Here is a 25,636-nt window from a genome sequence, read left to right as displayed (position 1 = left end):
GTATCTCGTTGGGCTGGTTGCTGGTTGCTGGTCTCCGGTGTCCGGTGTCCGGTCGATGGTCGCCGGTCAGCTGTTGCCGTCGGGGCGGTCGTCCTCGGGGTGGTCGCCGGTGGCCGACGGCGGTGCGTCCTGGTCCTTGGGGGCTTCGGGGGCTTCCGGGGCTTTGGGGTCCTTGGGCGAGTCGCCCGGGTCCTTCGGTGAACTGCTCGCGAAACCGCCGAAGCCTCGCCGCACCCGGCCTCCGAGGTCGCCCGCGCCGCCCGCGATGTCGCCGACCAGCTTCATCAGCGGGTCCTTGGAGTTCTTCACGTCGGAGGCGTAGCTCGCCGCCGACTGCCGGAACGAGTCCGCGACCGAGGTGTCCTTGTCCTCGCTGCGCCGCGGGTAGTGGCCGTCCATGATCCGTTGGTAGTCGCGGGACTCCGCCCACTTCTTCAGCTCGGCGGCGCGGATCGTGGTGAAGGGGTGGGTGCGCGGCAGCACGTTGAGAATCTTGAGCACGGAGTCGCGCAGGTCGCCGCCCGCTTCATACTCCTCGGCCTGTGCGAGGAACGCGTCCACGTTCATCTCGTGCAGGTGATTGCCGCCCGCGATCTTCATGAGGCCGCGCATCGAGGACCGCAGATCCTGGCCGACCAGGAGGCCGGCGCGGTCCGCCGACAGCTCGGACTTGCGGAACCACTCGCGCAGCGCGGTCACGATCGCCATGATCGCGAGGTTGCCCAGCGGAATCCACGCGACCCGGAGCGCCAGGTTGGTCAGGAACAGCAGGATCGTGCGGTAGACCGCGTGGCCGGACAGCGCGTGGCCTACTTCATGCCCGATGACGGCCCGCATCTCCTCCTCGTCCAGCAGCTCCACCAGGCCGGTCGTGACGACGATGATCGGCTCGTCCAGGCCGATGCACATCGCGTTCGGCTGCGGGTCCTGGTTGACGTACATCGGCGGGACCTTCTCCAGGTCCAGGATGTAACAGGCGTCCCGCAGCATGGCGTTGAGGTGCGCGAACTGGGCGTCCGAGACGCGTACCGAATCGGACAGGAACAGCAGCCTCAGACTGCGTTCCGGAAGGAGACCGCTGAGCGCCTTGAAGACCGTGTCGAAGCCGCTGAGCTTGCGCAGGGCCACCAAGGCCGAGCGGTCCGCCGGATGCTCGTACGCCCGCGAGGAGATCCCCTCGAAGCGCCTGCGCTGCCTGCTGGGCACGTTCTCGTGCCCGCTCTGCTCGTGGCTGTCATCGGACATATGTTCCCCCATGCTCTGAGTGCCGTGCCCCCGAAGCGGGCTCCAGCGTAGGCGGAGATACGGTGATGGGGCAGCACACCGTAAGGAGCTATCCCCATGGAGCACATTCCCGCGGCCCTCTGGCTGACCGAGGCGGCCGACGCCGCCGACCGACAGGGGGCGGGCGATCTGCTCCGTGTCGTGCTGATCGTGATGGTGCTGGGCTCCGTCCTGCTGGCGTGGTTCCTGCTGCGCGGCTACAAGCGGGACGACTAGACGACTGGAAGCCCCTGTCGACCGGCGTGAACTAGTTCTTGTCGACCTGCGTGTTTGCTGTGGTGCATCGGGCACGGTGTCTGGTGCCGGGCTTCTCCTTGACTGACGTCTTCCTCGCGGTCGACGTTGCTTGGGTGGGCATTGCTTGGGCCGAGGTCGCTTCGGGTGGCGGGTGGGGGTGAGGTGTGACGGGTGGGCGGTCCGTCGGCGGTCGGTGGTTGCTCGAGTGCCGGGTGCCTCACCAACGGCGGAGTCGGCGTGATCGTGGCCGAGGCCCACGCTTACGATGGGCCGACGTCTTTATCCCGCCCACACCGGATAGGTCTGCCGAGATGAGCTTCCACAGCACCGCCGCACAGTTGGTCACGCTCGCCGCCGAGGGCGAGGAGCACGGCGGCAACCACGAGAGCCTCAGCCCCTACCTCACCGGCGGCGGCGCCTTCTTCGTCCTCCTGCTGCTGCTGTGGATCACCACGCGCTTCAACCGGGACCGCTGACCCCAACGGGGCCTTCGAGGACCCCTGTCGATCAGGGCTCGTAGGTCGGGCCGGTAGGGTCTGCACGCATGGGAGAGCAGGACATGCCTACCGGTCCGGCGAGTGACACGGAGAGCGGCGCGGCCGACGGCAACGCGAACGGTGGGATCGCCGGCAGCGCGGTCGATGGTGGCGTGGTCGGTGGTGGCGCGGTGGGCCCGGGCGTGGTGAGTTCTGGCGTGGTGGGCCCGGGCGTGGTGAGTCCTGACGTGGTGAAGCGTCTGACGATCGGCCCCGGGAACGCCCCCTTGAATCCGGGCAAGCGCCGCCTCGGCGTCATGGGCGGAACGTTTGACCCGATCCACCACGGGCACCTCGTGGCGGCCAGCGAGGTCGCCGCACAGTTCCACCTCGACGAGGTGGTGTTCGTGCCGACCGGGCAGCCGTGGCAGAAGACCGACCGCAAGGTCACCCCGGCCGAGGACCGCTATCTGATGACGGTCATCGCGACCGCGGAGAACCCCACGTTCTCGGTGAGCCGCATCGACATCGACCGCGGCGGCCCGACGTACACCACGGACACCCTGCGCGACCTGCGCGCGCTCAACCCCGACACGGACCTCTTCTTCATCACCGGCGCCGACGCGCTCGGCCAGATCCTCACCTGGCGGTACGCGGAAGAGCTGTTCTCCCTCGCGCACTTCATCGGGGTCACCCGGCCCGGCCACACGTTGACCGATCCGGGACTTCCCGAGGGCGGTGTCTCGCTCGTCGAGGTCCCCGCACTCGCCATCTCGTCCACAGACTGCCGTGCCAGGGTCGCCAAGGGCGATCCCGTCTGGTATCTGGTGCCGGACGGTGTGGTGCGCTACATCGACAAGCGTGAGCTGTACCGCGGCTAGTGAGCCGAGAGGGGCACCGGTGAACGACCGATACGACGGGTACGCGGGCGGCGGCCAGTACGAGCTCGTCGGTTACGACGAGTTCGGGCAGCCTGTGTACCGGCAGGTGTCGCCCCAGCAGCCCCAGCAGCAGGGCTACGACACCTACGGACAGCAGCAGCCGCAGGCCGGCGCCGGCTACGGCTATGACCCGTACGCGACGGACCAGCAGCCGCCTGTGTCGCCCTATGACACCGGTCAGCAGCAACAGGTGTCGTCCCATGACACCGGCCAACAGCCGTCTGTCCCCCCCTACAACTCGCCCGACTCCTACGATCCGTACGGCGCCGGCGCACCCAGGGCCGGCGAGACGTCGACGGCGTACGACCCGTACGGGCAGGTCGGGGAAGCCGGTCAGACGGGTCAGATGGCTCAGACGGGTCAGGCCGGGCAGGTCGGGCAGGCTGGGCAAACTGGTCAGGCCGGGCGGACCTCAAGTACCGGCCAGCAGCCTCGGGTTGCCGAGCAGACCGCGTACATCCCGCAGCAGGCGGGTCCCGCGGAGCAGAGCGAACCCCGGGCCGACCGGGACTACCGCACCGAGCAGTTCGCCTTTGTCGAGGAGCAGGAAGCCGAGTCCGAAGACGTCATCGACTGGCTGAAGTTCACCGAGAACCGCACCGAACGCCGCGAGGAGGCCAAGCGTCGTACCCGCGGCCGGATCATCGGCCTGGTCGTGGCGCTCGCCCTGGTCGCCACCGGTGGCGTCGGCTACCTCTGGTACGCGGGCAAGCTCCCCGGGCTGTCGTCGACGAGCGAAAAAACCGGCACCGCCACGTCCGTGGCCGCCCAGAAGCGCGATGTGATCGTCGTCCACCTGCACAACACCAGTGGCAGCGGCACCTCCACCGTGCTGCTCGTCAACAACACCACCATCAAGCAGGGCACCTCCGTCCTACTGCCCAACTCCCTTGCCCTGACCAGCGACGACGGCAGCACGACCACGCTCGCCAAGTCCGTCGACGACGACGGTTCGGCCGGGACCCTGGACGCCATCGACACGGTGCTCGGCACCGACATCGAGGGCACCTGGCGCCTCGACACCCCGTACCTCAACAACCTCGTCGAGCTCGTCGGCAGCATCGAGGTCGACACCAACGCCGAGGTGCCGAACCCCGATTCGGAGAAGGCGGGCGAGGCGCCCCTCGTGAAGAAGGGTGCGGACCAGTCCCTCAGCGGCAAGATGGCCGTCGCCTACGCCACGTACCAGGCCTCCGGCGAGTCGCAGACAGCCCAGCTGGAGCGGTTCGGGCAGGTCATGCAGGGCGTGCTGCGCAAGCTGTCCTCCGACCCGGAGGCCGCCACGACCACCGTGCAGAGCCTGGCGCAGATCCTCGACCCGTCGCTGACCGACAAGGACCTGGGCGCCTTCCTCGCGAAGCTCGCCGACGACGCCAAGAGCGGCGACTACAAGACGGCGCTGCTGCCCGTGCAGCAGGACGGAACCCTGAGCGAGGAGGCCACCGACAGCGTCGTCAAGGACGTGCTCGGAGGCACCGTGAAGAGCCCCGAGGAGGGTGCCGCCGTCCGCGTCGGCATCAAGAACGCCACCGGCGACAAGGACACCACCGAGAAGGCCCGCGTCGTCCTGGTCAACGGCGGCTACACCTTCCTGGACTCCGGTACGGCGGCCGCCGCCCAGAGCGTGTCCCAGATCACGTACGCGGACGACGCCCAGAAGGACAACGCCGTCGAGGTCGCCAAGACCCTGGGCCTGCCCACCAGCTCGGTCAAGAAGGGCACGGTCACCTCCAACGCGGACGTGTCCGTGGTCCTTGGCCAGGATTACGAGCCCTCGTCGTCGTAGGCGGGTTGCGGGTTGTGGGTTGTGGGTTGTGGGTTGTGGGACGGAGTGCGGAGCGCCTGTGGAGCGCCCGCCCCGGGGACGGCCGACAAAGGTCCGCCCGGGGCGGGCGATGGCCCTCCCAGGGGTGCCCGGAGCCAGGTCGGAGCACGGTCGGAGAAACACGTGGGGTGTCGTCGGCTGTCCGTGAGACCCTTGACTCATTACTGACCGCCGACGGAAAGCCGCGTAGTGACCGCCACGGACCGCTCCATCGAGCTCATCAAGACCGCCGCACAGGCGGCCGCAGACAAGCTCGCGCACGACATCATCGCGTACGACGTCAGCGACGTACTCTCCATCACCGACGCCTTCCTGCTGGCGTCCGCGCCCAACGACCGCCAGGTCAAGTCGATCGTCGACGAGATCGAGGAGCGGCTGAACAAGGAGCTCGGCACCAAGCCGGTCCGCCGCGAGGGCGACCGCGAGGCCCGCTGGGTACTGCTCGACTACGTCGACATCGTGGTGCATGTGCAGCACAGCGAGGAGCGTGTCTTCTACGCTCTGGAGCGGCTGTGGAAGGACTGCCCGGAGGTCGACCTGCCTGCCGACGCCAAGGCGACCCGAGGCAAGGGCGCAGAGCACGCCAAGCTCCAGGATGCGGGGGACGTCGCCGAGCTCGGAGAGCTGCGGTGAACGCCGCGGGTGCCGAGGCCGGGAAGAAGCCCGGCCGGGGCCGCCGTGTCATCCTCTGGCGGCACGGCCAGACGTCCTGGAACGTGGAGCGGCGTTTCCAGGGCACCACGAACGTCGAGCTGACCGAGATCGGCGTCGGTCAGGCCCGCCGCGCCGCCCGGCTGCTCGCCTCGCTGAAGCCCGACGCGATCGTCGCCTCGGACCTCAAGCGCGCCGCCGACACGGCCGCCGAGCTCTCCGTGCTCACCGGCCTCGACGTCACCCACGACGAGGCCCTGCGCGAGACCTACGCGGGCGTCTGGCAGGGGCTGACGCACGACGAGATCATCGCCCGGCACGGCGAGGAGTACGACGCCTGGAAGCGCGGTGAGTCCGTGCGCCGCGGCGGAGGCGAACTGGAGAGCGAGGTCGCCGACCGCGCCGCCCCCGTGGTGCTGCGGCACGCCGAAAAACTCCCCGACGAAGGCACCCTCGTGGTCGTCAGCCACGGCGGCACGATCCGTACCACCATCGGTCGCCTTCTCGGTCTGGAGTCCCAGCACTGGGAGAGCCTCGGCGGCCTCTCCAACTGCTGCTGGTCCGTCCTTGGGGAGGGCGCCCGCGGCTGGCGCCTCCTGGAGCACAACGCCGGCACGCTGCCGGAACCGGTGCTCGGAGACGACGACTGAGCGGCCACGGCAGGCCGGTCTCCGGTCCCGCAGACCCGTCGGGACCGGATTTCACTTTCCGGCTGGTCGCAGGCTAAAGTTCTTCTTGTTCGCCCCGCCGGGCGGGAAGAACATACGGGGCTATAGCTCAGTTGGTAGAGCGCCTGCATGGCATGCAGGAGGTCAGGAGTTCAATTCTCCTTAGCTCCACAGATCAACTCTTTTGAGTTGTCAAAGATCAGTGGTGAAGGATCCCGTCCCCATCAGGGGGCGGGATTTTTCGTTGCCGTCATTTCTGGACAGCTGTCGGTGCCACCCGTAGGTCTCTGAGCCGAGCCGTCCGCAGGTGCGTCTCCTCGTCGTCCGGCTGGTAGACCACGATCCGGCACTCGGGCATGCCGTGGATCGACAGCGAGACGGATGTCATCCGCAGCTCACCGACCACCGTGTGCCGGAACGTCTTCACCCGCTGGCCCGGCCGCGCCACGTCGCCGTCACGCCACAGCTGGTCGAACAGCGGGCTGGCCTCCGACAGCCTGCGTATGAAGTCCTCCCACACGGGTTCGCCGGCATGGAGCCCGTACGGCGAACGCATGGTCGCCACCATCACCGGGAGCTCGCTCTCCCGGAACACCAGCGGGCAGTCCTCCTCGGGCACCGTGAACAGCGACCACAGGGCGTTGCGCGGCTGAGTCTCGGCGGTTCCCGGCATGAAGAACAGGTCGCGGTAGGCGGGGTTGGTGGCGAGGATGTCGAACCGTGAGTTGTAGACCACCGCCGGGTGCGGATCGAGGGCCTCGAGGATGGCCCGCACCTCCGGGCCCACCGCTTCCGCGGCGGTCTGCGGATCCGCCTCGTACGGCACCTCGGCCAGGTTGTACAGATGCTCGCGCTCCGGCTGGTCGAGGCGCAGCGTGCGCGCCACCGCGTCCAGGACCTGCGCGGACGCGTTGATCGGACGCCCCTGCTCCAGCCAGGTGTACCAGGTGACGCCCACGCCGGAGAGCTGCGCGACCTCTTCGCGGCGCAGTCCTGGTGTGCGGCGCCGGAAGCCCGGCGGCATCCCCACGTCGGCCGGTGTCACCCGGGCCCTCCTGCCGCGCAGGAAGGCGGCCAGCTCCTGCCTGCGGCGCTGTGTCGTGTTCATCGGCGTCACATCCCCCGTCGTCCATCGTCCGTGCTCGGCCCGTCCGCTGCCAGGTGCTGTCAGTACCAGCATCGGCGGGCTCTCGTTACCCGTACCCGGTTGTCGTCAGGCTCGGTGCCATGACGACGACAACCCCCTCGGGACCAGGTCCCACAGCAGGTCCAAGTCCTGCGACCAGTAAAGACCCTGGCACTGACAATCGCTCCGGACGGCTGCTCGCGGTCGTGCTCGCGGCCCAGTTCATGGCACTGCTCGACGTCTTCATCGTGAACGTCGCGGTGCCCACGATCGGTTCCGAACTCCACGCGTCCGGTGCCGCCCTGCAGTTGGTGGTCGCCGGATACACCATCGCGTACGCCGTGCTGCTGATCACCGGAGCGCGACTGGGCGACCGGCTGGGCCACCGCCGTGTCTATCTGGGCGGGCTCGCACTGTTCACAGCCGCCTCGCTGGCCTGCGGACTCGCTCAGGGCGCCGGTGAGTTGATCGCCTTCCGGCTGGTCCAGGGCGCCGGATCGGCCGCGATGATCCCGCAGGTACTCAGCCTGATCCAGCGCAACTTCACCGGAGAGGGGCGGACCCGGGCGCTCGGCGCGTACGCGGCGGTCCTCGCGACCGGCGCCGCCGCGGGACAGGTGCTGGGCGGCGTCCTGGTCAGCGCCGATCTGTTCGGCACCGGCTGGCGGCCGATATTCCTGGTCAACGTGCCCGTGGGCGTCGCACTCCTGGCCGCCGGCAGGCGCGTACTGCCGCGGGAGGACACTCGGGCTCTTGAGCGTTCACGCGGCCTCGACCTGCCGGGGCTCGTCCTCCTCGCCGCCGCCGTCTCGCTGTGCACTGTGCCGCTCGTGCTGGGGCAGGAGGAGGACTGGCCGCTGTGGTCATGGCTTTCGCTGGGCGCGGCCGCGGTGTGCTTCGCACTGTTCTGCCTGTACGAGTCCCGGCTCGCCCGGCGCGGCGGGGCACCGCTGATCGCGCCGAGGATGCTGCGCCATCCCGGCGTCGGCCTCGCGGTCTTCCGGCTGCTGGCCGTGATGGCGGTGAACGCGGGCTTCCTGTTCACGCTCACGCTGCACATCCAGGGCGGGCTCGGCTACAGCGCACTGCGCGCGGGACTCACCTTCGCGCCGACCGCGGTGGTCTTCGGCCTGGTCGGTCTGACCTGGCGCAACTGGCCCACGTCCTGGCAACGCGCCCTGATTCCGGCCGGGTTCGCGCTCGCCGCCGTCTCCGTGGTCGGCGTCGGACGTGTGCTGAAGGCCGGGGGCGACGGCGGCCTCTGGCTGTACATCGCGTTCGCGGGGTTGGGTGCGGGTCTCGCGCTCGCATTCAGTCCCACCCTCACCAAGGCCCTGGCCACCGTGCGGGCCGAGGACGCGGCGGACGCCAGCGGTCTGCTCGCGACGGTCACTCAGCTCGGTCAGCTGATCGGTGTCGCGGCGTTCGGCACACTCTTCCTGAACCGGCTTGAGTCACTTGGGGCCTCCGGGGCGTATACCTCTGCGGACGCGCTCCTCGTGTGCACGTATGCCCTGGCCGGGACGGCCACGCTGGGTGCTGTGTCCGGACTGGTACGCAGGCGTCGCTGACCGTATTGCTCCGGCCGTGGCAGAATCAAACGGCCGGAAGGGGGCGCGGCCCGACGGGAGGGAGTAGCGATGCCTGCGAGCATCCTCGAGGAGGTCGACGATCTTCTCGAAGCGGCACAGACGCGCAGAAAAGTCACTCTCCTTGACTGCCCTTCCTGCGGATCGCTCCATGTCGCCCAGGTTCTCGGTGACAACGGAGGGATCTCCTACGTGTGCACGGCCTGCGGCCACAGCTGGAGCTGATCGATGGGTGCGCACAGGCGAAAATGCGATTGGTGCGGCAGTGGTACGCCAATTGTCCGCGACATGGAACCGGTCAACCACGACTACCAATACTGGTGCGAGGAGTGCGCGCGGGCGCTGATCATAAAAGGCGACCCGATCGAGACGTACCGCGAACTGGAGGGCGAGCCGATCTACGGCCGGCTCCTCGACGAGCACTGCACCCTCAAACGGTTCTATTCGTTCGCCACAGCCTGAGCCCGATGAGGGCCAGGAAAGCTGAACCGGCGCCTACGTAGAGTGCCGACAGCGTCAACTCGATGCCGGTCTGATGAAGTTCGAGCCTGCCGGGGCCGTGCGGTACCCACCACAGTGCGTACGAGAAGAAGGCCGGCGCCGTGCAGATGGCGGCGGGTCGGCTGGTTGTCGCGAGGAGCAGGAGCATCGGTACGCACCACACCCAGTGGTGCGACCACGACACCGGGCTGATCAGCAGAGCCGTCACAGCGCACGCGACCACCGCCCAGGCCCGCTGCCCGCGCAGTTCGGCGGCCACGGCGAGGGTGAGGCCCGCTGCGCCCGCCACGGCCGCCGTGGCGGCCCACCAGGCGCCGGGCGCCGTGGTGTGCAGCAGCCGGGCCAGGACGCCGCGCAAGGACTGGTTCGCGGTGTCCTCGACGAGCCCCACGCGACCCGCCTCGAAGATCATGCGGGTCCAGAAGCGCCATGAGTCGTACGGCAGGACGGCCGCCGCCAGCAGCGTTGCCCCGGCGAACGTGGCGGCCGCCCCGCGCGCGTGTCGTAACCACGGTCCTCCGGAGCCTCGCCTCGCGTACTCCACAAGGCCGGTGGCCAGCAGGAACACCGCGAACAGCGCGGGTGTCAGTTTGACCGCCGCCGCGATTCCGATACCCACCCCGGCCCAGCGGTGCCCGGGTCGCCGGGACAGGTCCCACAGCACCAGCACGGCGAGCAGCAGATTGATCTGCCCGTATCGCAGTGTCGTCCACACCGGCTCGGACCACACGGCCGCCGCCGAGATCCACCAGACGCTCTCCACGCGTGCGTGCCCGGCGATTCGCAGTGAGAGGGCCACGAACACCACAAGAAGGGCCAGATTTCCGGCCGTTGCCAGGGTTCGCATGCTCGCCGTGTCCAGCAGCGTCAGCGGGGTGAACAGCAGTGCGGCGAACGGCGGGTAGGTGGTGGGCAGATGGGCCTCGGTCGTGCGCAGTGCGTAGAGGTCGCCGCCCGCGCGGACCGTCTCGCCCTCCGCCCGGTACACCATGAGGTCGATCATCGACACGTGCGCGGCCCGCTGCGCGCACCAGAAGGCCGCGAACGACAGCAGGCACGCACCCAGGGCAACGGGCACCCGGCGGAGACGGGGCACGGCGATCACGGTCACGAAGACCGACACTATCCCGCATATCCGTATTGTCCGTACGGCACGGAAACGATTTGGTGGAGCACCCGGAGGACCGTGTAATGTTGGCGTCGCCGCCAGGGAAACCGGGGCGACGCGGTCAATACGCGGCTTCGCCGCTTGACCGCGAGGGGCTATAGCTCAGTTGGTAGAGCGCCTGCATGGCATGCAGGAGGTCAGGAGTTCAATTCTCCTTAGCTCCACAGACGTTGAAAGCGGGCCACCCGATCAGGGTGACCCGCTTCTTCGTGTTCAGCGACCGCTGCCGAGCGCCCGGCGGCCGCGCCCCTGGGAGAGTACGGGCAGGTTGTTGCGCGCCGGAGCGGAGGACCGGGTGTCCTCCTCCAGGCGCAGCGCCAGCGCCGGGCAGCGTCGTACGGCACGCAGGGCCTTCGCCTCCGCGTACCGGGGCACCGATGCCTGCGCGACGGTGGGGAAGCCGTCGGCGCCCAGTTCGAAGACTTCCGGAAGGATGTCCGCGCACAGGCCGTGGCCGCGGCACAGCGTCCAGTCGACGTAGATCTTCTGGCGGGGGGGACCCGCCTCCAGCTGGTTCTGGCCGCCCGGGATGCCCTTCGGGGTCTGGCCGCCCTCGAAGAGCGGCAGAACGCCCTCCACGGGCCTTCCGCAGCCGTTGCCGAGGACATGCGCGGCCAGGTCGTCGGTGAAGGCTTTGAGCGTCGACTCGATGAACATCGCGGAGCCGTCCGGGTGCGAGCACGCGCCGCGCCGTTTCACGGCCTTGGCGACCTGCTTGACGGCCTCCAGGGCGGCCGGGCCGCCGCCGTTGAGGATGTCCTCGAGGCCGCGGGCCGCGGCGGGCAGACCGAGGTAGCAGGGACCGCACTGTCCCGCGCTCTCCTCGGCAAGCCACTGGGCCACTCGCAGCGACTCCCCGAGCGGGCAGGTCTGCTGGGTGATCGGGAGAATCGCGCCGGCGCCGAGCGCACCGCCCACGGCGTCCAGGGAGTTGCGCGAGACGATCGCCTCGTTGACGGTCGCCGCGTCCAGCCACTTGCCGTGGTATCCGCCGGTCAGCACGCCCTGTGGCATGGGCGGGGCGCCCGCGAGCTGGAGCACGTACCGCAGTGGGACGCCGGTCGGGACCTCGATCACCATGGGGCGGGCGACGGCGCCGGAGACGGTCAGCATGACGGTGCCGGGCTCGTCGTACAGGCCGGTGTTGCGGTAGCGGTCGGGGCCTATGCGGGCGGCGATGGCCAGTTGGGCGAACGTCTCGGCGTTGGACAGCAGCGTGGGCGCGCCGCCGACGCCGGTCTGCGACGCGCTGACCTTGCGGCCGGGCGGGATGGCCGGGCCACCGTCGATGGAGCGGATCAGTGAGGCGGCAGCTCCAGTGACCATGCGCACCGGATTGCGCTGCACGCGCGCGCGAAGGGGCGATCCGCGCCGGTTACTCAGGCCGCGCTCGGCCAGTGCGGCCTCCATGGACCGCTGGGTGGATTCACGGGTCACGCCGATCACGAGGGTTCGGGCGCCCATGGCCTCGGCGGCCAGCAGCGCGCCGTCCAGGATGAGGTGCGGGGCACGGTTGATGAGCACCGTGTCCTTGCGGCAGGCGGGTTCGTCCTCGCTTCCGTTGACGACGACAACGGGGCGGATGCCCTTCTTGATGGCCGATTCCGCGACGGAGCGCAGTTTTTTGGCGAAGGGGAAGCCCGCGCCGCCGCGGCCCTTCAGGGAGATCGCTTCGGCGAGGCCCGCGAGTTGCTCGCCGCCCATGGGTTCGAGCGGCCCGTGCACTTTGAGGTGCATCGGGAGGTCCAGTCGTTCAACCAGGTCGAAACCCGACGTGAGCTGCGGAAGTCCGACGACGCGGACTTCCGGGACGTCGGGCAGGGCCTCGTTCACTTAAAAGCCTCCGGAAGGGGCGTTCCATGATTCACCGGAGCCAGGAGCGTCGAAGGCACCCGGCAGTACTTCAGTCGTGGGACCGCTGTCGTACGTGTCGTTAGCGTTGTACGTGCCGTAGGCCTGGTTTGACTCACCGGTGTCGTACACATCACTTGTGCCGTACACGTTGGTGGCCGAATTGTCATAGACGGGGATGTTGTAGCCCGTGTCGTTGAGCGGGTCGTAGGCGGAGGGGGGCGCCGCACCGACGGGCGGCGGCGAGGGAATGGGCCAGCTGCCCGACATGCCTCCGTTGTCGGCGGGCTGGAACGTCTGCGTGGGCTGCATGTCCATGGGCGCCTGGAAGCGCTCGGTCGCGTCGGGGCCCGGGATGTTTGCGCCGGGGGTGCTGCCTCCGGAGACGGCACGGTAGGCGGCCGCGAAGCCGTTGCCTCCGGTGGCCGTGTTCGGGTCGTACGGGGCTTCGTACGACTGCGCGGGGGACGCCATGCGCTGTGGGGGCGCGTACGTGTCCTGCGGAGACTGTCGGGAGGCGAAGCCCGGCTGCGATTGGCCCGAGGCGGCGGCACGGGATGCCTCCAGATCCTCGCGGGCGAAGCGGGTCCCGGTGCGGTTGTTCTCGCCGAGGATCGCGAGGATCCGCTCGGCGATGGCGCGCTTGAAGGGGCCGGAGGACGAGCGCAACGCCAGGGCGACCGCCACGAAGATCAGGCAGAGGCTGTACATCACCGTGACGTAGGTCGCGGCGGGACGCCCCGCGTACAGGCCGTGCACCAGGGCCGAGCACCAGGCCGGGTACGCCAGCATGTGCACGGCTCGCCAGCGGGCCGCGACCGGCGCGGGGGACGCGAAGGCGCCGCGCAGGGCGCCGGTGACGGCTGTGAAGATCATGAGCAGGCCGGCCAGGGAGCCGAAGCCGATGAGTCCGTTGGTGCCCGTGATGCCGAGCCCGAAGGGGACCACCGCGGCGAACAGTGTGGTGTGGTCCAGCACCAGTTTGACCGAGACGTGCAACAGGAGGAAGGCGACCGAGGACACTGCGGTCGTCCTGTGCACGGCCTGCGCGATCAGCCGCTGGCGCGTGTTGAGGAACAGCCGGTCGGTCGCGACGATTCCCCACACCACGGAGCAGGTGAGGGCGACCAGCGACAGCACGCCGGCGCCGAAGTTGAGGAAGTCGCGCAGGCCGTCACCTCCGACCAGCACGACCATGGGTATGAGCAGCAGCGCGGCAGCCGTCAGCGCCCCGTAAGCCGATCGGCCCGGTTGAGGGAGCGAGCTGTTCTTGCGAAGAGGGGTCATGGGGGTTACTCCCAAACAGTTCGGGGAAGCGGTCCCGAAGCCGCACTCTAAGTCGAGCCATACCTACGAGTGCGACGTTTGAGTTATTGCGTTGTTATCTAAGGGTGCTGGGGCCCTTGTGTTGTCCCTTAGAGTCCGTTACGCGAAGTAACATTTGAACGCGGTTCAATTTATTGTGACGATTCTGTGCAGTGGCACGGCGTGTCGGCCGGTCCTCGGAAGCTCGTCGCGGCCCGCACGGGCGCTGCGGTACCCTGACGCCATGCGTGCCGTACGCCTTCTGCTTAGCGAGCCGCGCTGACCAGTCCCGGCCACTGACGAATCGTGGTCGGCATCGGCGCGGCGTCCCCTCCTGTGCGAGGGGTTTTTTCATTTCCTGAGCCGCTGGCAGAGACGATCGATGGAGCTTTGAGGATCATGAGCGAGACGAATACCGCTGCCGCCTCCGAGGTGGCCGCGCCGCACCGCTACACGGCCGCGCTGGCCGCTGAGATCGAGGCACGCTGGCAGGACTTCTGGGACGCCGAGGGGACGTACGAGGCGCCGAACCCGAGCGGTGACCTGGCGGGCGACCCCGGGTTGGTCGCCAAGCCCAAGAAGTTCATCATGGACATGTTCCCGTACCCCTCCGGTACGGGCCTGCACGTCGGCCACCCCCTGGGATACATCGCCACCGATGTATCCGCCCGGTACCAGCGCATGACGGGCCACAACGTCCTGCACACCCTGGGCTTCGACGCCTTCGGACTGCCCGCGGAGCAGCACGCCGTGTCGACGGGCGAGCACCCTCGGATCACCACCGAGGCGGCCATCAACAACATGAAGGCCCAGCTGCGTGCGCTGGGCCTGGGCCACGACAAGCGCCGGTCGTTCGCCACGATCGACCCGGACTACTACAAGTGGACCCAGTGGATCTTCCTGCAGATCTTCAACTCCTGGTACGACGACGAGGCGGACAAGGCCCGCCCGATCGCCGAGCTGGTCGCCCAGTTCGAGAGCGGCGAGCGTGCCGTACCGGCAACTGACGGCCACGCGCGCGCGTGGAACGAGCTGACCGCCACCGAGCGCGCCGACGTCCTGAGCGAGTACCGCCTGGCGTACGCCTCCGACGCGCCCGTCAACTGGTCGCCCGGCCTGGGCACCGTACTGGCCAACGAGGAAGTCACCGCCGACGGCCGTTCCGAGCGGGGCAACTTCCCCGTCTTCAAGGCCAAGCTGCGCCAGTGGAACATGCGCATCACCGCGTACGCCGACCGGCTGCTGGCCGACCTGGACGCACTGGACTGGCCCGAGGCCATCAAACTGCAGCAGCGCAACTGGATCGGCCGCTCCGAGGGCGCCCGCGTCCACTTCCCGATCGACGGCGAGCGCATCACCGTCTTCACCACGCGCCCGGACACCCTGTTCGGTGCGACCTACATGGTGCTGGCGCCCGAGCACCCGCTGGTCGAGAAGTTCACCCCGGACGCGTGGCCCCAGGGCACGCACGAGGCGTGGACCGGCGGTCACGCGAGCCCGGCCGAGGCCGTCGCCGCGTACCGCGCGCAGGCCGCCTCCAAGTCGGACGTCGAGCGACAGGCCGAGGCCAAGGACAAGACCGGCGTCTTCATCGGCGCGTACGCGACCAACCCGGTCAACGGCGAACAGGTCCCGGTCTTCATCGCCGACTATGTCCTGATGGGCTATGGCACCGGCGCGATCATGGCCGTGCCGGCCGGCGACCAGCGCGACTTCGAGTTCGCGCGCGCCTTCGAGCTGCCGATCCACTGTGTCGTCGAGCCGACCGACGGCCGTGGCACCGACACGACGTCTTGGGAGAACGCCTTCGGGTCGTACGACGCGAAAATCATCAACTCCACCAACGACGAAATCTCCCTGGACGGCCTGGGCGTCGTCGAGGCCAAGGCGCGCATCACCGAGTGGCTGGCGGACCGGGGCATCGGCGAGGGGACCGTCAACTTCCGGCTGCGTGACTGGCTGTTCAGCCGCCAGCGCTACTGGGGAGAGCCCTTCCCGATCGTCTACGACGAGGACGGCATCGCCCACCCGCTGCCCGAGTCGATGCTGCCGCTGGAGCTGCCCGAGGTCGACGACTACTCGCCGCGCACCTTCGACCCGTACGACGCGAACACGTCCCCGGAGACCCCGCTGTCCCGCAACCAGGACTGGGTCGACGTCACGCTGGACCTGGGCGACGGCCGTGGTCCGCAGCGCTACCGACGCGAGACCAACACCATGCCCAACTGGGCCGGTTCCTGCTGGTACGAGCTGCGCTACCTGGACCCGCACAACGACCAGAAGCTGGTCGACCCGGCTATCGAGCAGTACTGGATGGGCCCGCGCGAGGGACAGCCGACCGGCGGCGTCGACCTGTACGTCGGCGGCGCCGAACACGCCGTACTGCACCTGCTGTACGCGCGCTTCTGGTCGAAGGTGCTGTTCGACCTGGGCCACATCTCCTCGGCCGAACCGTTCCACAAGCTGTTCAACCAGGGCATGATCCAGGCTTACGTGTACCGCGACAGCCGGGGTATCGCCGTGCCCGCCGCCGAGGTGGAGGAGCGCGACGGCGCGTACTACTACCAGGGCGAAAAGGTCTCCCGACTGCTGGGCAAGATGGGCAAGTCCCTGAAGAACGCGGTCACTCCGGACGAGATCTGCGCCGAGTACGGGGCGGACACGCTGCGCCTGTACGAGATGGCGATGGGCCCCCTGGACGTGTCGCGGCCGTGGGACACGCGCGCGGTGGTGGGCCAGTACCGGCTGCTGCAGCGGCTGTGGCGCAACGTCGTGGACGAGGTCTCCGGCGAGGTCACGGTCGTTGACTCCGCGGCCGGCGAGGACACCCTGCGCGCTCTGCACAAGGCCATCGACGGCGTACGCCAGGACCTGGAGGGCATGCGCTTCAACACCGCCATCGCCAAGGTCACCGAGCTGAACAACCACCTGACCAAGGCGGGCGGCGCCGTGTCGCGCACGGTCGCCGAACCCCTGGTGCTGCTGATCGCACCGCTGGCCCCGCACATCGCCGAGGAACTGTGGCGCAAGCTGGGCCACTCCGACTCGGTCGTCCACCAGGACTTCCCCGTGGCCGACCCGGCGTATGTGGTGGACGAGGCCGTGACCTGCGTCGTCCAGATCAAGGGCAAGGTCAAGGCGCGCCTGGAGGTCTCCCCGTCGATCTCCGACGAGGAGCTGGAGAAGGTGGCACTGGCCGACGAGAAGGTCGTCGCCGCGCTGGGCGGTGCGGGGATCCGCAAGGTGATCGTGCGGGCGCCGAAGCTGGTGAACATCGTTCCGGCGTAGCCGGAAGGACGGCAGTCGCCTGCTTTCGAGCGCGGTTGTCGGGGTAGTCCCCTACGGGCAGGTTCGGGGTTCTTCTGGAACTCCGGGTCTGCCCGTAGCGTTTACCGTTGAAGAGTGCCGCGGCAGCTGCCGCGACCTGTCCGGAGGAGGAGTGTGGTGGAAGCCGTGATCGCAGTAATCACCCTGCTCTTCCTGCTGTTCGTGGGTTTGGGCGTGTATGCCACGGTGAAGGTGGTCGGTGCCGCCAAGCGAGGCGTGGACCGCACCATCGCGCAGGCCCGCCGCACCGTGGAGGACACCACTCTGCGCGCCAAGACACTCGCCCAGCCCGGCCCGCTCGGCGAGCTGGCCCAGCTCCGCCTGAAGCTGCGCGCCTCGATGCGGGCCACGCAGGACGCGCTGCACGCGGGCGTGACGGAGGACGAGTCCCTGAAGGAGTCCCTGGGCCTTTTCGGGCGACTAAGCGTGCACGGGCAAGAACTGGACGCGGACCTCAAGCGCCTGGAGACCGAGCCCGATCGGCGCACGCTCATCTCGTTGCTGCCCGGACTGCGCGAGCGCACCGAGCGCATCACACACTCGGCGGACTCGCTGCGCTGGGCCGCACGGGACCGGGCCCACCGGTTCGCGGACGACGACTTGGACTCGCTGAGCGCACAGATAGACGTCGAGGCCGGCGCCCTGCGGCACTGGACCACGGAGCCGGAGCCCGACGCTTCCTGGCCCGAAGCGCCGGCCCCGGACGCGGCCTCCTCCGATCGACAGACCTGGCCCGACAGCCCCGAAGCCCGTATGGCCGAGGAGCCCACACGTCCTGCGATCACCCCGCCCGGACAGCGGCCCGCCTACCCCTGGCAGAAGAAGCCCCGTCCCGAGAGCACGACTTGATCCGGCCGCACCAGCCGCAGGTGGGAGGGGCCGGGCTGCCGACCGCATGCCCCGGCAGGTAACCTCCAGCTCATGTCCCGCCATGTCGCGATCGTCACCGATTCAACGGCCTACCTGCCGCCGCGGACGATGGAGCGCCACGGCATCACAGCGGTGCCCCTGACCGTGGTCCTCGGCGACCGGGCCCTTGAAGAGGGCACCGAGATCTCGGCCCGCTCCCTTGCCCAGGCGCTGCAGAAGCGGCGCCCCGTCACCACGTCACGGCCCAGCCCCGAAGTCTTCGCCGCGACCTACCGCAAGGTCGCCGAGTCGGGCGCCACCGGCATCGTCTCCCTCCATCTGTCGTCCGAGTTCTCGGGTACCTACGACGCCGCGGTCCTCGCCGCGCGGGAGGCTCCGGTACCCGTGCGTGTGGTGGACACCGGGATGGTCGCGATGGCGCTCGGCTTCTGTGCGCTGGCCGCGGCGGAGTCCGCGGAGGCGGGGGGCACGATCGACGAGGCGGTCACGGCCGCGGAGAAACGAGCCGCCGGCACCTCCGCGTACTTCTACGTCGACACCCTCGACTATCTGCGCCGCGGCGGCCGGATCGGAGCCGCGCAGGCGCTGCTGGGCTCCGCGCTCGCGGTCAAGCCGCTGTTGCAGTTGGACGGCGGTCGTATCGAACTCCTGGAGAAGGTACGGACGGCGTCCAAGGCGATCGCCCGCCTGGAGGAGATCGTCGCCGACCGCGCGGGCAGCGCCCAGGTCGACATCGCCGTCCACCACCTCGCAGCACCCGACCGGGCCTCGGCTCTCGCAGACCGGCTGCGGGCGCGGGTGCCCGGTCTTGTGGACCTGCATGTCAGCGAGGTCGGCGCAGTGATCGGTGCACACACGGGGCCTGGGCTGCTGGGGGCGGTCGTCTCACCCCGGTGAGGCCAGAGTTGCGTGTGCGGTGTTCTGTGGCGGCTGTGGCTCCTGTGGGTGATGGAGTTATCCACAACTGAGCGGTAGTCCCCGGGAATTGAGCAAGATCATCGCGAAGTTGTCGAGGTGCTGGATTCTCGCCGCATGGCACTTCGATCACGTTCACACGCAGCCACTCCGACCAGCGGTCCGGGCCGCGGGCCCGTCTCCGACGGCCGCACCCGCCATCGCCGTCGCGATGACCGGCACCATCCCCGAAGCCGCGCCCGGCGCCGCGAGGCCTCGGCCGAGGCACTCCGCCTGCGCGCGGAGGCGCTCTTCGCCGAAAGGGCTGGAGAGCGGCAGGAGTTCGGGAACGGCAACGGGAGTGGGCCTCCGGGGGAGGGTGCGGGGGACTGGGATGTGGGGGATACCCCGAGGGGGAGAACTGCGGCGGGGATGGGCGTCGCTGATGTGTGGGGGGTTGAGGGGCGCGGCAGTGGGATTTTGGACAGGGGTGAGGGTGAAGATGAGGGTGAGTCCGGGGTGCGGGGGGTCGGGGGCGAGGGTGGCTTCCGGGGGCGCACGCCGGGTGACCATGGTGGTTTGCGGGGGAGCGGGGCGGAAGACCGTGAATCCCCCCGGGTGAGGTGGCCGGATGACCGTGACTCCTCTGCTGTGAGGTGGGCCGATGACCGTGATTCCTCTGCTGTGAGGTGGGCGGTTGACCGGGGTGCTTCAGGCGAGGGTGTGGCCGTTGACGCCGGTGTGCGTGGCGATGCTGCTTCCGGTGGGGTGGGGGAGGCGTGGCGGGATCGGGTCGGGCCCGCCGTTCGGGAGCGGATGCCGTTGTGGTTGCAGTCGCGATGCGGGCTTGAACGCAGAAGTGTGGTCGCCCTGAGCGTGCTGCTCGTCGTCGCTGCGGTCTTTGCCGTGCAGCACTTCTGGGTCGGCCAGCCTCAGTCGGTGCGGGCTCCTGAGGTGGTCCGGGCGGCGGCTCCGTTCGGCGAAGCGGCCGGACAGGCGAAGCAGCAGGAGTTGGCGCCGGATGCCGCGGCGGGGTCGCCCGGCCCGGTCGGTGCGGCCGGGACGGTGATCGTGGTGGATGTCAGCGGCAAGGTGCGCAGTCCCGGGCTCCAACGCCTGCGAGCCGGTTCTCGCGTGGAGGACGCGCTGCGAGCCGCGGGCGGAGTGCGTCCGGGCACGAATACCGAAGGACTCAACCGCGCCCGCCTTCTCGTGGACGGCGAACAGGTCGCGGTCGGTGTGCCTGCGCTCGTCGGAGGATCGGGAGCGGCCGGCAGCGCCGCATCCGTCGGCGGTGCCGCTCCCGCCGCTCCCGTCTCACTCACCGCGGCCACCGTGGAGCAGCTCGACGGCCTCCCGGGCGTGGGCCCCGTCCTGGCCCAGCACATCGTCGACTACCGCACCCAGAACGGAGGCTTCCGCTCGGTGGACGAGCTTCGTGAGGTCAATGGGATCGGCGACCGCCGGTTCGCCGATCTTCGGAATCTGGTGCGGCCGTGAGCGGGCGGAGGGTTGTGCGCTTCGCTGGTGCTGGTGCTGGTGCTGGTGCTGGTGCGGGGCCCGGGGGTGGTGCTGATGCCGGTGAGGCTGATGGCGGCGCCGTGAACCGGCGGGCTGTGCATGCTGCCTCGGGCCAGCGGCTGGGAGCCTCGAATCCCCGGGAGGAAGGGCCGACGGACTTACGGCTCGTGCCGCCCGCGTTGGCAGCCTGGGTTACGGCAGCGGTGACGCTTGGGGGACCGCCCGGGTGGGTCGCGGGCGTGGCGGTGGTCTGCCTGGTCGTGGGTGGGGCGTTGCTGATTGCGGGTCGAAGGGGGGCGCACCGCGACAGTGAGGAGGGGCGCGCGGGACGACGATTCGGCTTCGGAGAAGGGCAACACGGAGATCGGTTCCGGGAGGGGTTGGAGGGAAGCCGGTTCCGGGAGGGGGCGGAGGGAGGGCGGTTCCGAGATGGGCTGGAGGGGCGTCGATTCCGGGACGCGCCGGAGGTACGTCGGCTCGGTGAACGGCGAGAAGGGATCCCCTTCGCCGATGGGCGCCGGGGAGAGCGGACGCATAGGTGGCCCCGGGTGTCTGTTGCCGCAGTGCTGCTGTGTGTCGCCGCGGCCGCTGCTTCCGCCGGGTTGCACGGGGCGGATCTGCGGCGGGGGCCCGTTCCTGCCCTGGCACGGCAGTACGCGCAGGTGACCGTCGAGGTCGAGGTCACCTCCGATGCACGGCTCACCCGGCCACGGGTCAAGGGAGATCACGCGGCTCCGACGGCAGTGCTGCTCGATGCTGAGGTCCGGCGGCTGATGCGGGCGGACGGGACCGATGTGCTGATGCGTACACCGGTGCTGATGATCGTCGAAGCCGGCTCGGCAAGGGGCTCGCCTCCGCTGTCCGATGAGCGTTCGCCCTGGCTGTCGCTGCTGCCGTCCACGCGTTTGCGGGTTGCCGCGCGGCTCGCGCCCGCTCTGTCGGGTGGGGACGAGATCGCGGCGGTGTTGCGGGTGCGGGGGAGTGCGCCGCTGGAGGTGGTGGGGGAGCCATCCGGGCCACAGCAGTTCGCGGGCGGGCTGCGTGCGGGCTTGCGGCAGGCGACCGACGGATTGGACGCGGACGCGCGGGCGCTGCTTCCGGGGCTGGTCGTGGGGGACACGGCACGGGTCACACCGGAGTTGGACGAAGCGTTCAAGGCGACGGATCTCACGCATCTTCTCGCGGTCAGTGGCGGCAACTTCACGATCTTGCTCGCTCTTTTCATCGGACCACCCGGCCTCGCCCAGCGTGTCGAGCGGCGTGGGCTCGCACCGCGGCTCGGCGTACCGCTACGGGCCACCGCGCTGTTCGGCGGCGCGCTGACGATCGGCTTCGTGATCGTGTGCCGACCGGACCCGAGTGTGCTGCGGGCCGCGGCCTGCGGATCGATCGCGCTGCTCGCCATCGCCACCGGGCGCCGCAGATCGCTGATCCCCGCGCTGGCCACGGCCGTCCTGCTCCTGGTGCTGTACGACCCCTGGCTGTCCCGCAGTTACGGCTTTGTGCTCTCCGTCCTGGCGACCGGTGCGCTGCTCACCCTGGCGCCACGGTGGAGTGCCGCGCTTCAGAGGCGTCGGGTGCCGCCGCGCCTGGCCGAGGCGCTCGCCGCCGCCGGTGCCGCACAGGCCGTGTGCGCGCCCGTCGTCGCGGTCCTCTCGGCCAGGGTGAGTCTGGTGGCGGTGCCGTGCAATCTGCTCGCGGAGTTCGCGGTCGCGCCGGCCACCGTGCTGGGCTTCGCGACGATGGCGACAGCCTCGGTCGCACTGCCCGCCGCCAAGGCCCTGGCGTGGTGCGCGAGTTGGCCCGTTCAGTGGATCGCGGACATCGCTCGTACCGGGGCGGCGCTGCCCGGCGGGGGAGTGGACTGGCCGGGCAGTTGGACGGGGGCGCTGCTGCTCGCCCTTGCGGTTGTGGCCGTGGTATTTGTCGGCCGACGACTCCTGAGACATCCGTGGCTGACCGGTGTCTGCGGGGCGCTGCTCCTGTTGGCCGTGGTGCAGCCGCCGCCGCTCACCAGAGTGATCACGGGGTGGCCACCGCCCGGCTGGCGGATGGCGATGTGTGACGTGGGGCAGGGAGACGCGACGGTGCTCGCCGCGGGTGCCGGTACGGCTGTGGTGGTGGACGCCGGGCCCGACCCGATACTGGTGGACCGGTGTCTGGGCGCGCTCGGAGTCACCCGCATTCCGCTCGTCGTACTCACGCATTTTCATGCCGATCATGTGGCAGGGCTGGAAGGCGTGCTGCGCGGGCGTTCGGTGGGTGCGATCGAGACGACCGGTCTCGAAGAGCCGGCGGACCAGGCCGAGTTCGTGAGACGGGAGGCCGCGGCACGGCACATCCCGGTGACGCGGGCCGTGTCGGGGGAACGGCGCCGCACGGGCGGTCTCGACTGGCAGGTGCTGTGGCCGCCGCCGAGCTCGGCCCCCACTCCGGATGGCCCGAACGACGCCAGTGTCACCCTGCTCGTACGGTCGGCGGGACTGCGGATGCTGCTGCTCGGCGATCTCGAACCCCCGGCTCAGCAAACGTTGTTGAGATCGCCCGCGGCAGCTGAGCTGGGAGCCGTGGACGTGCTCAAGGTCGCCCATCATGGCTCGGCCTACCAGGACCCCGACCTGATACGCAGGGTGGCCCCGCGGCTCGCGCTCATCTCGTGCGGCGAGGACAACCCGTACGGGCATCCGGCGCCCAGCACCGTCGCGGCGCTGCGCGCCGGGGGTGCCGTGGTGCTGCGGACCGACGAGGACGGGGCGCTGGCGGTCGTAGGTGCGGGCGGCGGGCTGAGCGTGGCGAGACACTGAGCCCATGAATTCCGCACAGGCCGACGCCTACCTCCGCAGGATCGGGGCTCAGTACCCCGCGTGGCCCACCTCCGATGCTCTGCGTGAGCTTCACCGCCGCCATCTGGAGACGGTGCCGTTCGAGAACCTGTCGATTCACCTCGGCGAGGAGATCGTGCTGGAGGAGAAGAGGCTGCTGGACAAGTTGGTGGGCGCGAGAAGAGGTGGCTTCTGCTACGAACTGAACGGGGCGTTCGGGGCGTTGCTGGGAGCGCTGGGCTTCGATGTGACGCTGCTGGCGGGGCGGGTGTACGACGACGAGGGGCGGCTCGGGATTCCGTACGACCATCTCGCGCTGCGTGTGCGGACGGTGGACGGGGGCGACTGGCTGACCGACGTCGGGTTCGGGGCGCTCAGCCTCTATCCGCTGGCGTTCGGGGAGAGGGGGGAACAGGAGGAGCCCGGGGGCATGTTCCGGGTCGTCGAGGCGGGGCCGGACGCAGCGGGGGTGCGGGGCGCCGGAGGGTCGAGGGAAAGGGAGGATCTCGATGTCATCCGGAACGGCAAGGTGCAGTACCGCTTGGAGGTACGGCCGCGGGTGCTCAAGGACTTCGTGACGGGGGTCTGGTGGCACAGCACCTCGCCGACGTCGCATTTCGCGCGGTCGTTGGTCTGTTCGCGGGTCACCGGGGACGGCGGCAGGATCACGCTCAGCGGTCGGAGCTTCACGGTGACGGCGCCTGACGGGGCGAAGGAGGTGTCGGAACTGGCCACGGACGAGGAGGTGCTGGCGACCTATCGCGAGCAGTTCGGGATCGAGCTGGGGAAGGTGCCGGAGGTACGGAAGGTGGAGGAGGTGAGGGAGGCGAGAGAGGCGAGAGAGGCGGGCTGATCGCACCGGCGGCGCTGGGTGAGGAGACTGCCCAGGGCCGGGTCCCATAGGGGCACTCGTGGGTGGCGCCGGCGCAGGGGAGTGCGTGGGCCGGCAGCGTGCCGTGGACGCTTCGTCGGGGGAGCCGGCTGACCCCGGCGTAGATCGTGTCTGGCACCGGTTGTGTCTGGCACCGGGCGGGCCTGGCACCACCGGGTGGGCCTGGTGTCGGGTGGGCCTGGTGTCGGTCGAGGTCCGGGGTGTCGGAAAATGTCTGGGTGAGCGATGTGAGACATGTGCTGGTGCTGCCCGACCGTGACGCCGCCGAAGAGGCCGCGCAGGCACTGGGTGACAGGTTCGGGTTGGATGAGGAACCGCAGCTCTTGCGGGACGCGCTGGCCGGTGAGGACGACGCCGAGGACGCGCAGTGGCTGGTGGTGCTGCGGGACACCGAGGCGCGACTCGACCCGAAGGAACTGGACGAGTTCGTGGCGGAGTGGGACGGCTGGCGCGAGGAGCCGTAGCGCTCCGCGGGGGTGCCGGGTGCCGGGCACTCGCGCCGCGATGTCAGTGGCGCGTGGGATGCTTGTCGGGATGGCCAGGAAGACTGCTAATGACGACCCTCTCGCCCCCGTCACGCTTGCGGTGGGCCAGGAGGATCTCCTGCTCGACCGTGCCGTGCAGGAGGTGGTGGCCGCTGCCAGGGCCGCCGACGCCGACACGGACGTACGGGACCTCAGCCCGGACCAGTTGCAGCCGGGCACGCTTGCCGAGCTGACGAGTCCGTCGCTCTTCGCCGAGCGGAAGGTCGTGGTCGTACGCAATGCGCAGGATCTGTCGGCCGACACGGTCAAGGACGTGAAGGCGTATCTGGGGGCGCCCGCCGAGGAGATCACCCTGGTGCTGCTGCACGCGGGTGGGGCCAAGGGCAAGGGGCTGCTCGATGCCGCGCGCAAGGTGGGGGCGCGGGAGGTGGCGTGTCCCAAGATGACGAAGCCGGCGGATCGGCTGGCGTTCGTGCGGAGTGAGTTCCGGGCGGTGGGCAGGGCCGCCACGCCTGAGGCCTGTCAGGCGCTCGTGGACTCCATCGGGAGTGAGCTGCGGGAGCTGGCTTCCGCGGTGTCGCAGCTGACCGCGGATGTTGACGGGACGATCGACGAGGCCGTTGTCGGGAGGTACTACACGGGGCGGGCCGAGGCGTCGAGTTTCACCGTGGCCGATCGGGCCGTGGAGGGGCGGGCGGCGGAGGCGTTGGAGGCGTTGCGGTGGTCTCTGTCGACCGGGGTCGCGCCGGTGCTGATCACCAGCGCGTTGGCGCAGGGGGTGCGGGCGATCGGGAAGTTGTCGTCCGCGCGGGGCGGGCGGCCGGCCGACCTTGCCCGTGAGCTCGGTATGCCGCCGTGGAAGATCGACCGGGTTCGGCAGCAGATGCGGGGGTGGACTCCGGATGGGGTTTCTGACGCTCTGCGGGCGGTTGCCGAGGCTGACGCCGGGGTCAAGGGTGGTGGGGACGATCCTGAGTACGCCCTGGAGAAGGCTGTTGTGGTGATTGCTCGGGCTGCGCGGTCCCGGCGGGGGTAGGTGCCCGGCGTTGGTGTCGGCCTGGGAGTTTTTCGCCCCCTCCGCCCCTGCCCGTCCCTTGTTCCGGGGGGGGGGGGGGCGCCCCCCCCCCCCCCCCCCCCCCCGGGCCCGCACGCAAAAAACGCCCGGGGGGGGGTTGAGCGCCGCCCGGGTGGGGGGGGGGGCCA

General features: G+C 69.7%; 21 protein-coding genes and 2 tRNA genes. 18 read left to right on the top strand and 5 right to left on the bottom strand.

Going from position 1 to position 25,636, the window contains the following annotated elements; genetic code table 11:
- Positions 1-66: 66 nt before the first annotated feature.
- Complete coding sequence (locus tag ACFWP7_RS36410; protein WP_384390800.1) at positions 67-1,245, bottom strand: M48 family metallopeptidase; 1,179 nt, start codon at positions 1,243-1,245, stop codon at positions 67-69.
- Between the two features lie 96 nt (positions 1,246-1,341).
- Here ACFWP7_RS36410 and ACFWP7_RS36405 point away from each other — a divergent pair, with 96 nt between their 5' ends.
- The 7 genes from ACFWP7_RS36405 (at position 1,342) to ACFWP7_RS36375 (ending at position 6,253) form a co-directional block, all read left to right on the top strand.
- Positions 1,342-1,500, top strand: coding sequence for a hypothetical protein (locus ACFWP7_RS36405; protein WP_384390797.1), 159 nt, complete (start codon positions 1,342-1,344; stop codon positions 1,498-1,500).
- A 332-nt stretch (positions 1,501-1,832) separates the two neighbouring features.
- Complete coding sequence (locus tag ACFWP7_RS36400; protein ID WP_366825473.1) at positions 1,833-1,997, top strand: hypothetical protein; 165 nt, start codon at positions 1,833-1,835, stop codon at positions 1,995-1,997.
- Positions 1,998-2,314: 317 nt separating this feature from the next.
- The gene (gene nadD, locus ACFWP7_RS36395; protein ID WP_384390847.1) at positions 2,315-2,878 is read left to right on the top strand and encodes a nicotinate-nucleotide adenylyltransferase; all 564 of its coding nucleotides are present in this window, start codon (positions 2,315-2,317) and stop codon (positions 2,876-2,878) included.
- A gap of 19 nt (positions 2,879-2,897) precedes the next feature.
- The gene (locus ACFWP7_RS36390; protein WP_384390794.1) at positions 2,898-4,724 is read left to right on the top strand and encodes a LytR C-terminal domain-containing protein; all 1,827 of its coding nucleotides are present in this window, start codon (positions 2,898-2,900) and stop codon (positions 4,722-4,724) included.
- Between the two features lie 228 nt (positions 4,725-4,952).
- Positions 4,953-5,396 (top strand): ribosome silencing factor, encoded by a 444-nt coding sequence (gene rsfS, locus ACFWP7_RS36385; protein ID WP_384390791.1) that lies wholly within the window; start codon positions 4,953-4,955, stop codon positions 5,394-5,396.
- Positions 5,393-6,064 carry a histidine phosphatase family protein gene (locus ACFWP7_RS36380; protein WP_384390788.1) on the top strand — a complete coding sequence of 224 codons (672 nt, stop codon included), beginning with the start codon at positions 5,393-5,395 and terminating at the stop codon, positions 6,062-6,064. Before rsfS ends, ACFWP7_RS36380 begins: the two co-directional genes overlap by 4 nt.
- Before the next feature lie 116 nt (positions 6,065-6,180).
- A tRNA-Ala gene (locus ACFWP7_RS36375) sits at positions 6,181-6,253 on the top strand.
- A gap of 79 nt (positions 6,254-6,332) precedes the next feature.
- Here the strand turns inward: ACFWP7_RS36375 and ACFWP7_RS36370 are convergent.
- Entirely contained in the window at positions 6,333-7,190 is an 858-nt protein-coding gene (locus ACFWP7_RS36370) for a helix-turn-helix transcriptional regulator (protein WP_384390785.1), read from the bottom strand.
- A gap of 224 nt (positions 7,191-7,414) precedes the next feature.
- Here ACFWP7_RS36370 and ACFWP7_RS36365 point away from each other — a divergent pair, with 224 nt between their 5' ends.
- Together ACFWP7_RS36365 and ACFWP7_RS36360 are read left to right on the top strand one after the other, a co-directional pair.
- Positions 7,415-8,779: an MFS transporter gene (locus ACFWP7_RS36365; RefSeq protein WP_384390782.1), complete on the top strand. Its 1,365-nt coding sequence runs from the start codon at positions 7,415-7,417 to the stop codon at positions 8,777-8,779.
- Between the two features lie 246 nt (positions 8,780-9,025).
- Entirely contained in the window at positions 9,026-9,259 is a 234-nt protein-coding gene (locus tag ACFWP7_RS36360) for a hypothetical protein (protein WP_010986886.1), read from the top strand.
- On the opposite strand, the gene ACFWP7_RS36355 is transcribed toward ACFWP7_RS36360, so the two are convergent.
- The gene (locus tag ACFWP7_RS36355; protein WP_384390779.1) at positions 9,228-10,409 is read right to left on the bottom strand and encodes a glycosyltransferase 87 family protein; all 1,182 of its coding nucleotides are present in this window, start codon (positions 10,407-10,409) and stop codon (positions 9,228-9,230) included. The genes ACFWP7_RS36360 and ACFWP7_RS36355 overlap by 32 nt on opposite strands.
- 148 nt (positions 10,410-10,557) lie before the next feature.
- On the opposite strand from ACFWP7_RS36355, the gene ACFWP7_RS36350 reads away from it, so the two are divergent.
- A tRNA-Ala gene (locus ACFWP7_RS36350) sits at positions 10,558-10,630 on the top strand.
- Between the two features lie 49 nt (positions 10,631-10,679).
- Here ACFWP7_RS36350 and ACFWP7_RS36345 read toward each other — a convergent pair.
- Positions 10,680-12,299 carry an NADH-ubiquinone oxidoreductase-F iron-sulfur binding region domain-containing protein gene (locus tag ACFWP7_RS36345; RefSeq protein WP_384390777.1) on the bottom strand — a complete coding sequence of 540 codons (1,620 nt, stop codon included), beginning with the start codon at positions 12,297-12,299 and terminating at the stop codon, positions 10,680-10,682.
- Positions 12,300-13,604 carry a cytochrome b/b6 domain-containing protein gene (locus ACFWP7_RS36340; protein ID WP_384390774.1) on the bottom strand — a complete coding sequence of 435 codons (1,305 nt, stop codon included), beginning with the start codon at positions 13,602-13,604 and terminating at the stop codon, positions 12,300-12,302.
- 417 nt (positions 13,605-14,021) lie between these two features.
- Here ACFWP7_RS36340 and leuS point away from each other — a divergent pair, with 417 nt between their 5' ends.
- The 8 genes from leuS (at position 14,022) to holA (ending at position 25,469) form a co-directional block, all read left to right on the top strand.
- Positions 14,022-16,910, top strand: a complete 2,889-nt coding sequence (leuS, locus tag ACFWP7_RS36335; protein WP_384390771.1) for a leucine--tRNA ligase — start codon at positions 14,022-14,024, stop codon at positions 16,908-16,910.
- Between the two features lie 156 nt (positions 16,911-17,066).
- Positions 17,067-17,798 carry a hypothetical protein gene (locus ACFWP7_RS36330; RefSeq protein ID WP_384390768.1) on the top strand — a complete coding sequence of 244 codons (732 nt, stop codon included), beginning with the start codon at positions 17,067-17,069 and terminating at the stop codon, positions 17,796-17,798.
- Positions 17,799-17,870: 72 nt separating this feature from the next.
- The gene (locus tag ACFWP7_RS36325) at positions 17,871-18,716 is read left to right on the top strand and encodes a DegV family protein (RefSeq protein WP_384390765.1); all 846 of its coding nucleotides are present in this window, start codon (positions 17,871-17,873) and stop codon (positions 18,714-18,716) included.
- A 429-nt stretch (positions 18,717-19,145) separates the two neighbouring features.
- Positions 19,146-20,213, top strand: a complete 1,068-nt coding sequence (locus ACFWP7_RS36320; RefSeq protein ID WP_384390762.1) for a helix-hairpin-helix domain-containing protein — start codon at positions 19,146-19,148, stop codon at positions 20,211-20,213.
- 116 nt (positions 20,214-20,329) lie between these two features.
- Entirely contained in the window at positions 20,330-23,038 is a 2,709-nt protein-coding gene (locus tag ACFWP7_RS36315) for a ComEC/Rec2 family competence protein (protein ID WP_384390759.1), read from the top strand.
- Positions 23,039-23,042: 4 nt separating this feature from the next.
- The gene (locus ACFWP7_RS36310) at positions 23,043-23,909 is read left to right on the top strand and encodes an arylamine N-acetyltransferase (RefSeq protein ID WP_384390756.1); all 867 of its coding nucleotides are present in this window, start codon (positions 23,043-23,045) and stop codon (positions 23,907-23,909) included.
- A gap of 257 nt (positions 23,910-24,166) precedes the next feature.
- Positions 24,167-24,412, top strand: coding sequence for a hypothetical protein (locus ACFWP7_RS36305; RefSeq protein ID WP_384390753.1), 246 nt, complete (start codon positions 24,167-24,169; stop codon positions 24,410-24,412).
- A gap of 70 nt (positions 24,413-24,482) precedes the next feature.
- Entirely contained in the window at positions 24,483-25,469 is a 987-nt protein-coding gene (gene holA / locus ACFWP7_RS36300) for a DNA polymerase III subunit delta (protein WP_384390750.1), read from the top strand.
- Positions 25,470-25,636: the final 167 nt, after the last annotated feature.

It is taken from the genome of Streptomyces sp. NPDC058470 (assembly GCF_042721055.1).
GTDB lineage: Bacteria > Actinomycetota > Actinomycetes > Streptomycetales > Streptomycetaceae > Streptomyces.
This window is presented reverse-complemented; position numbering and strand designations above follow the sequence as displayed.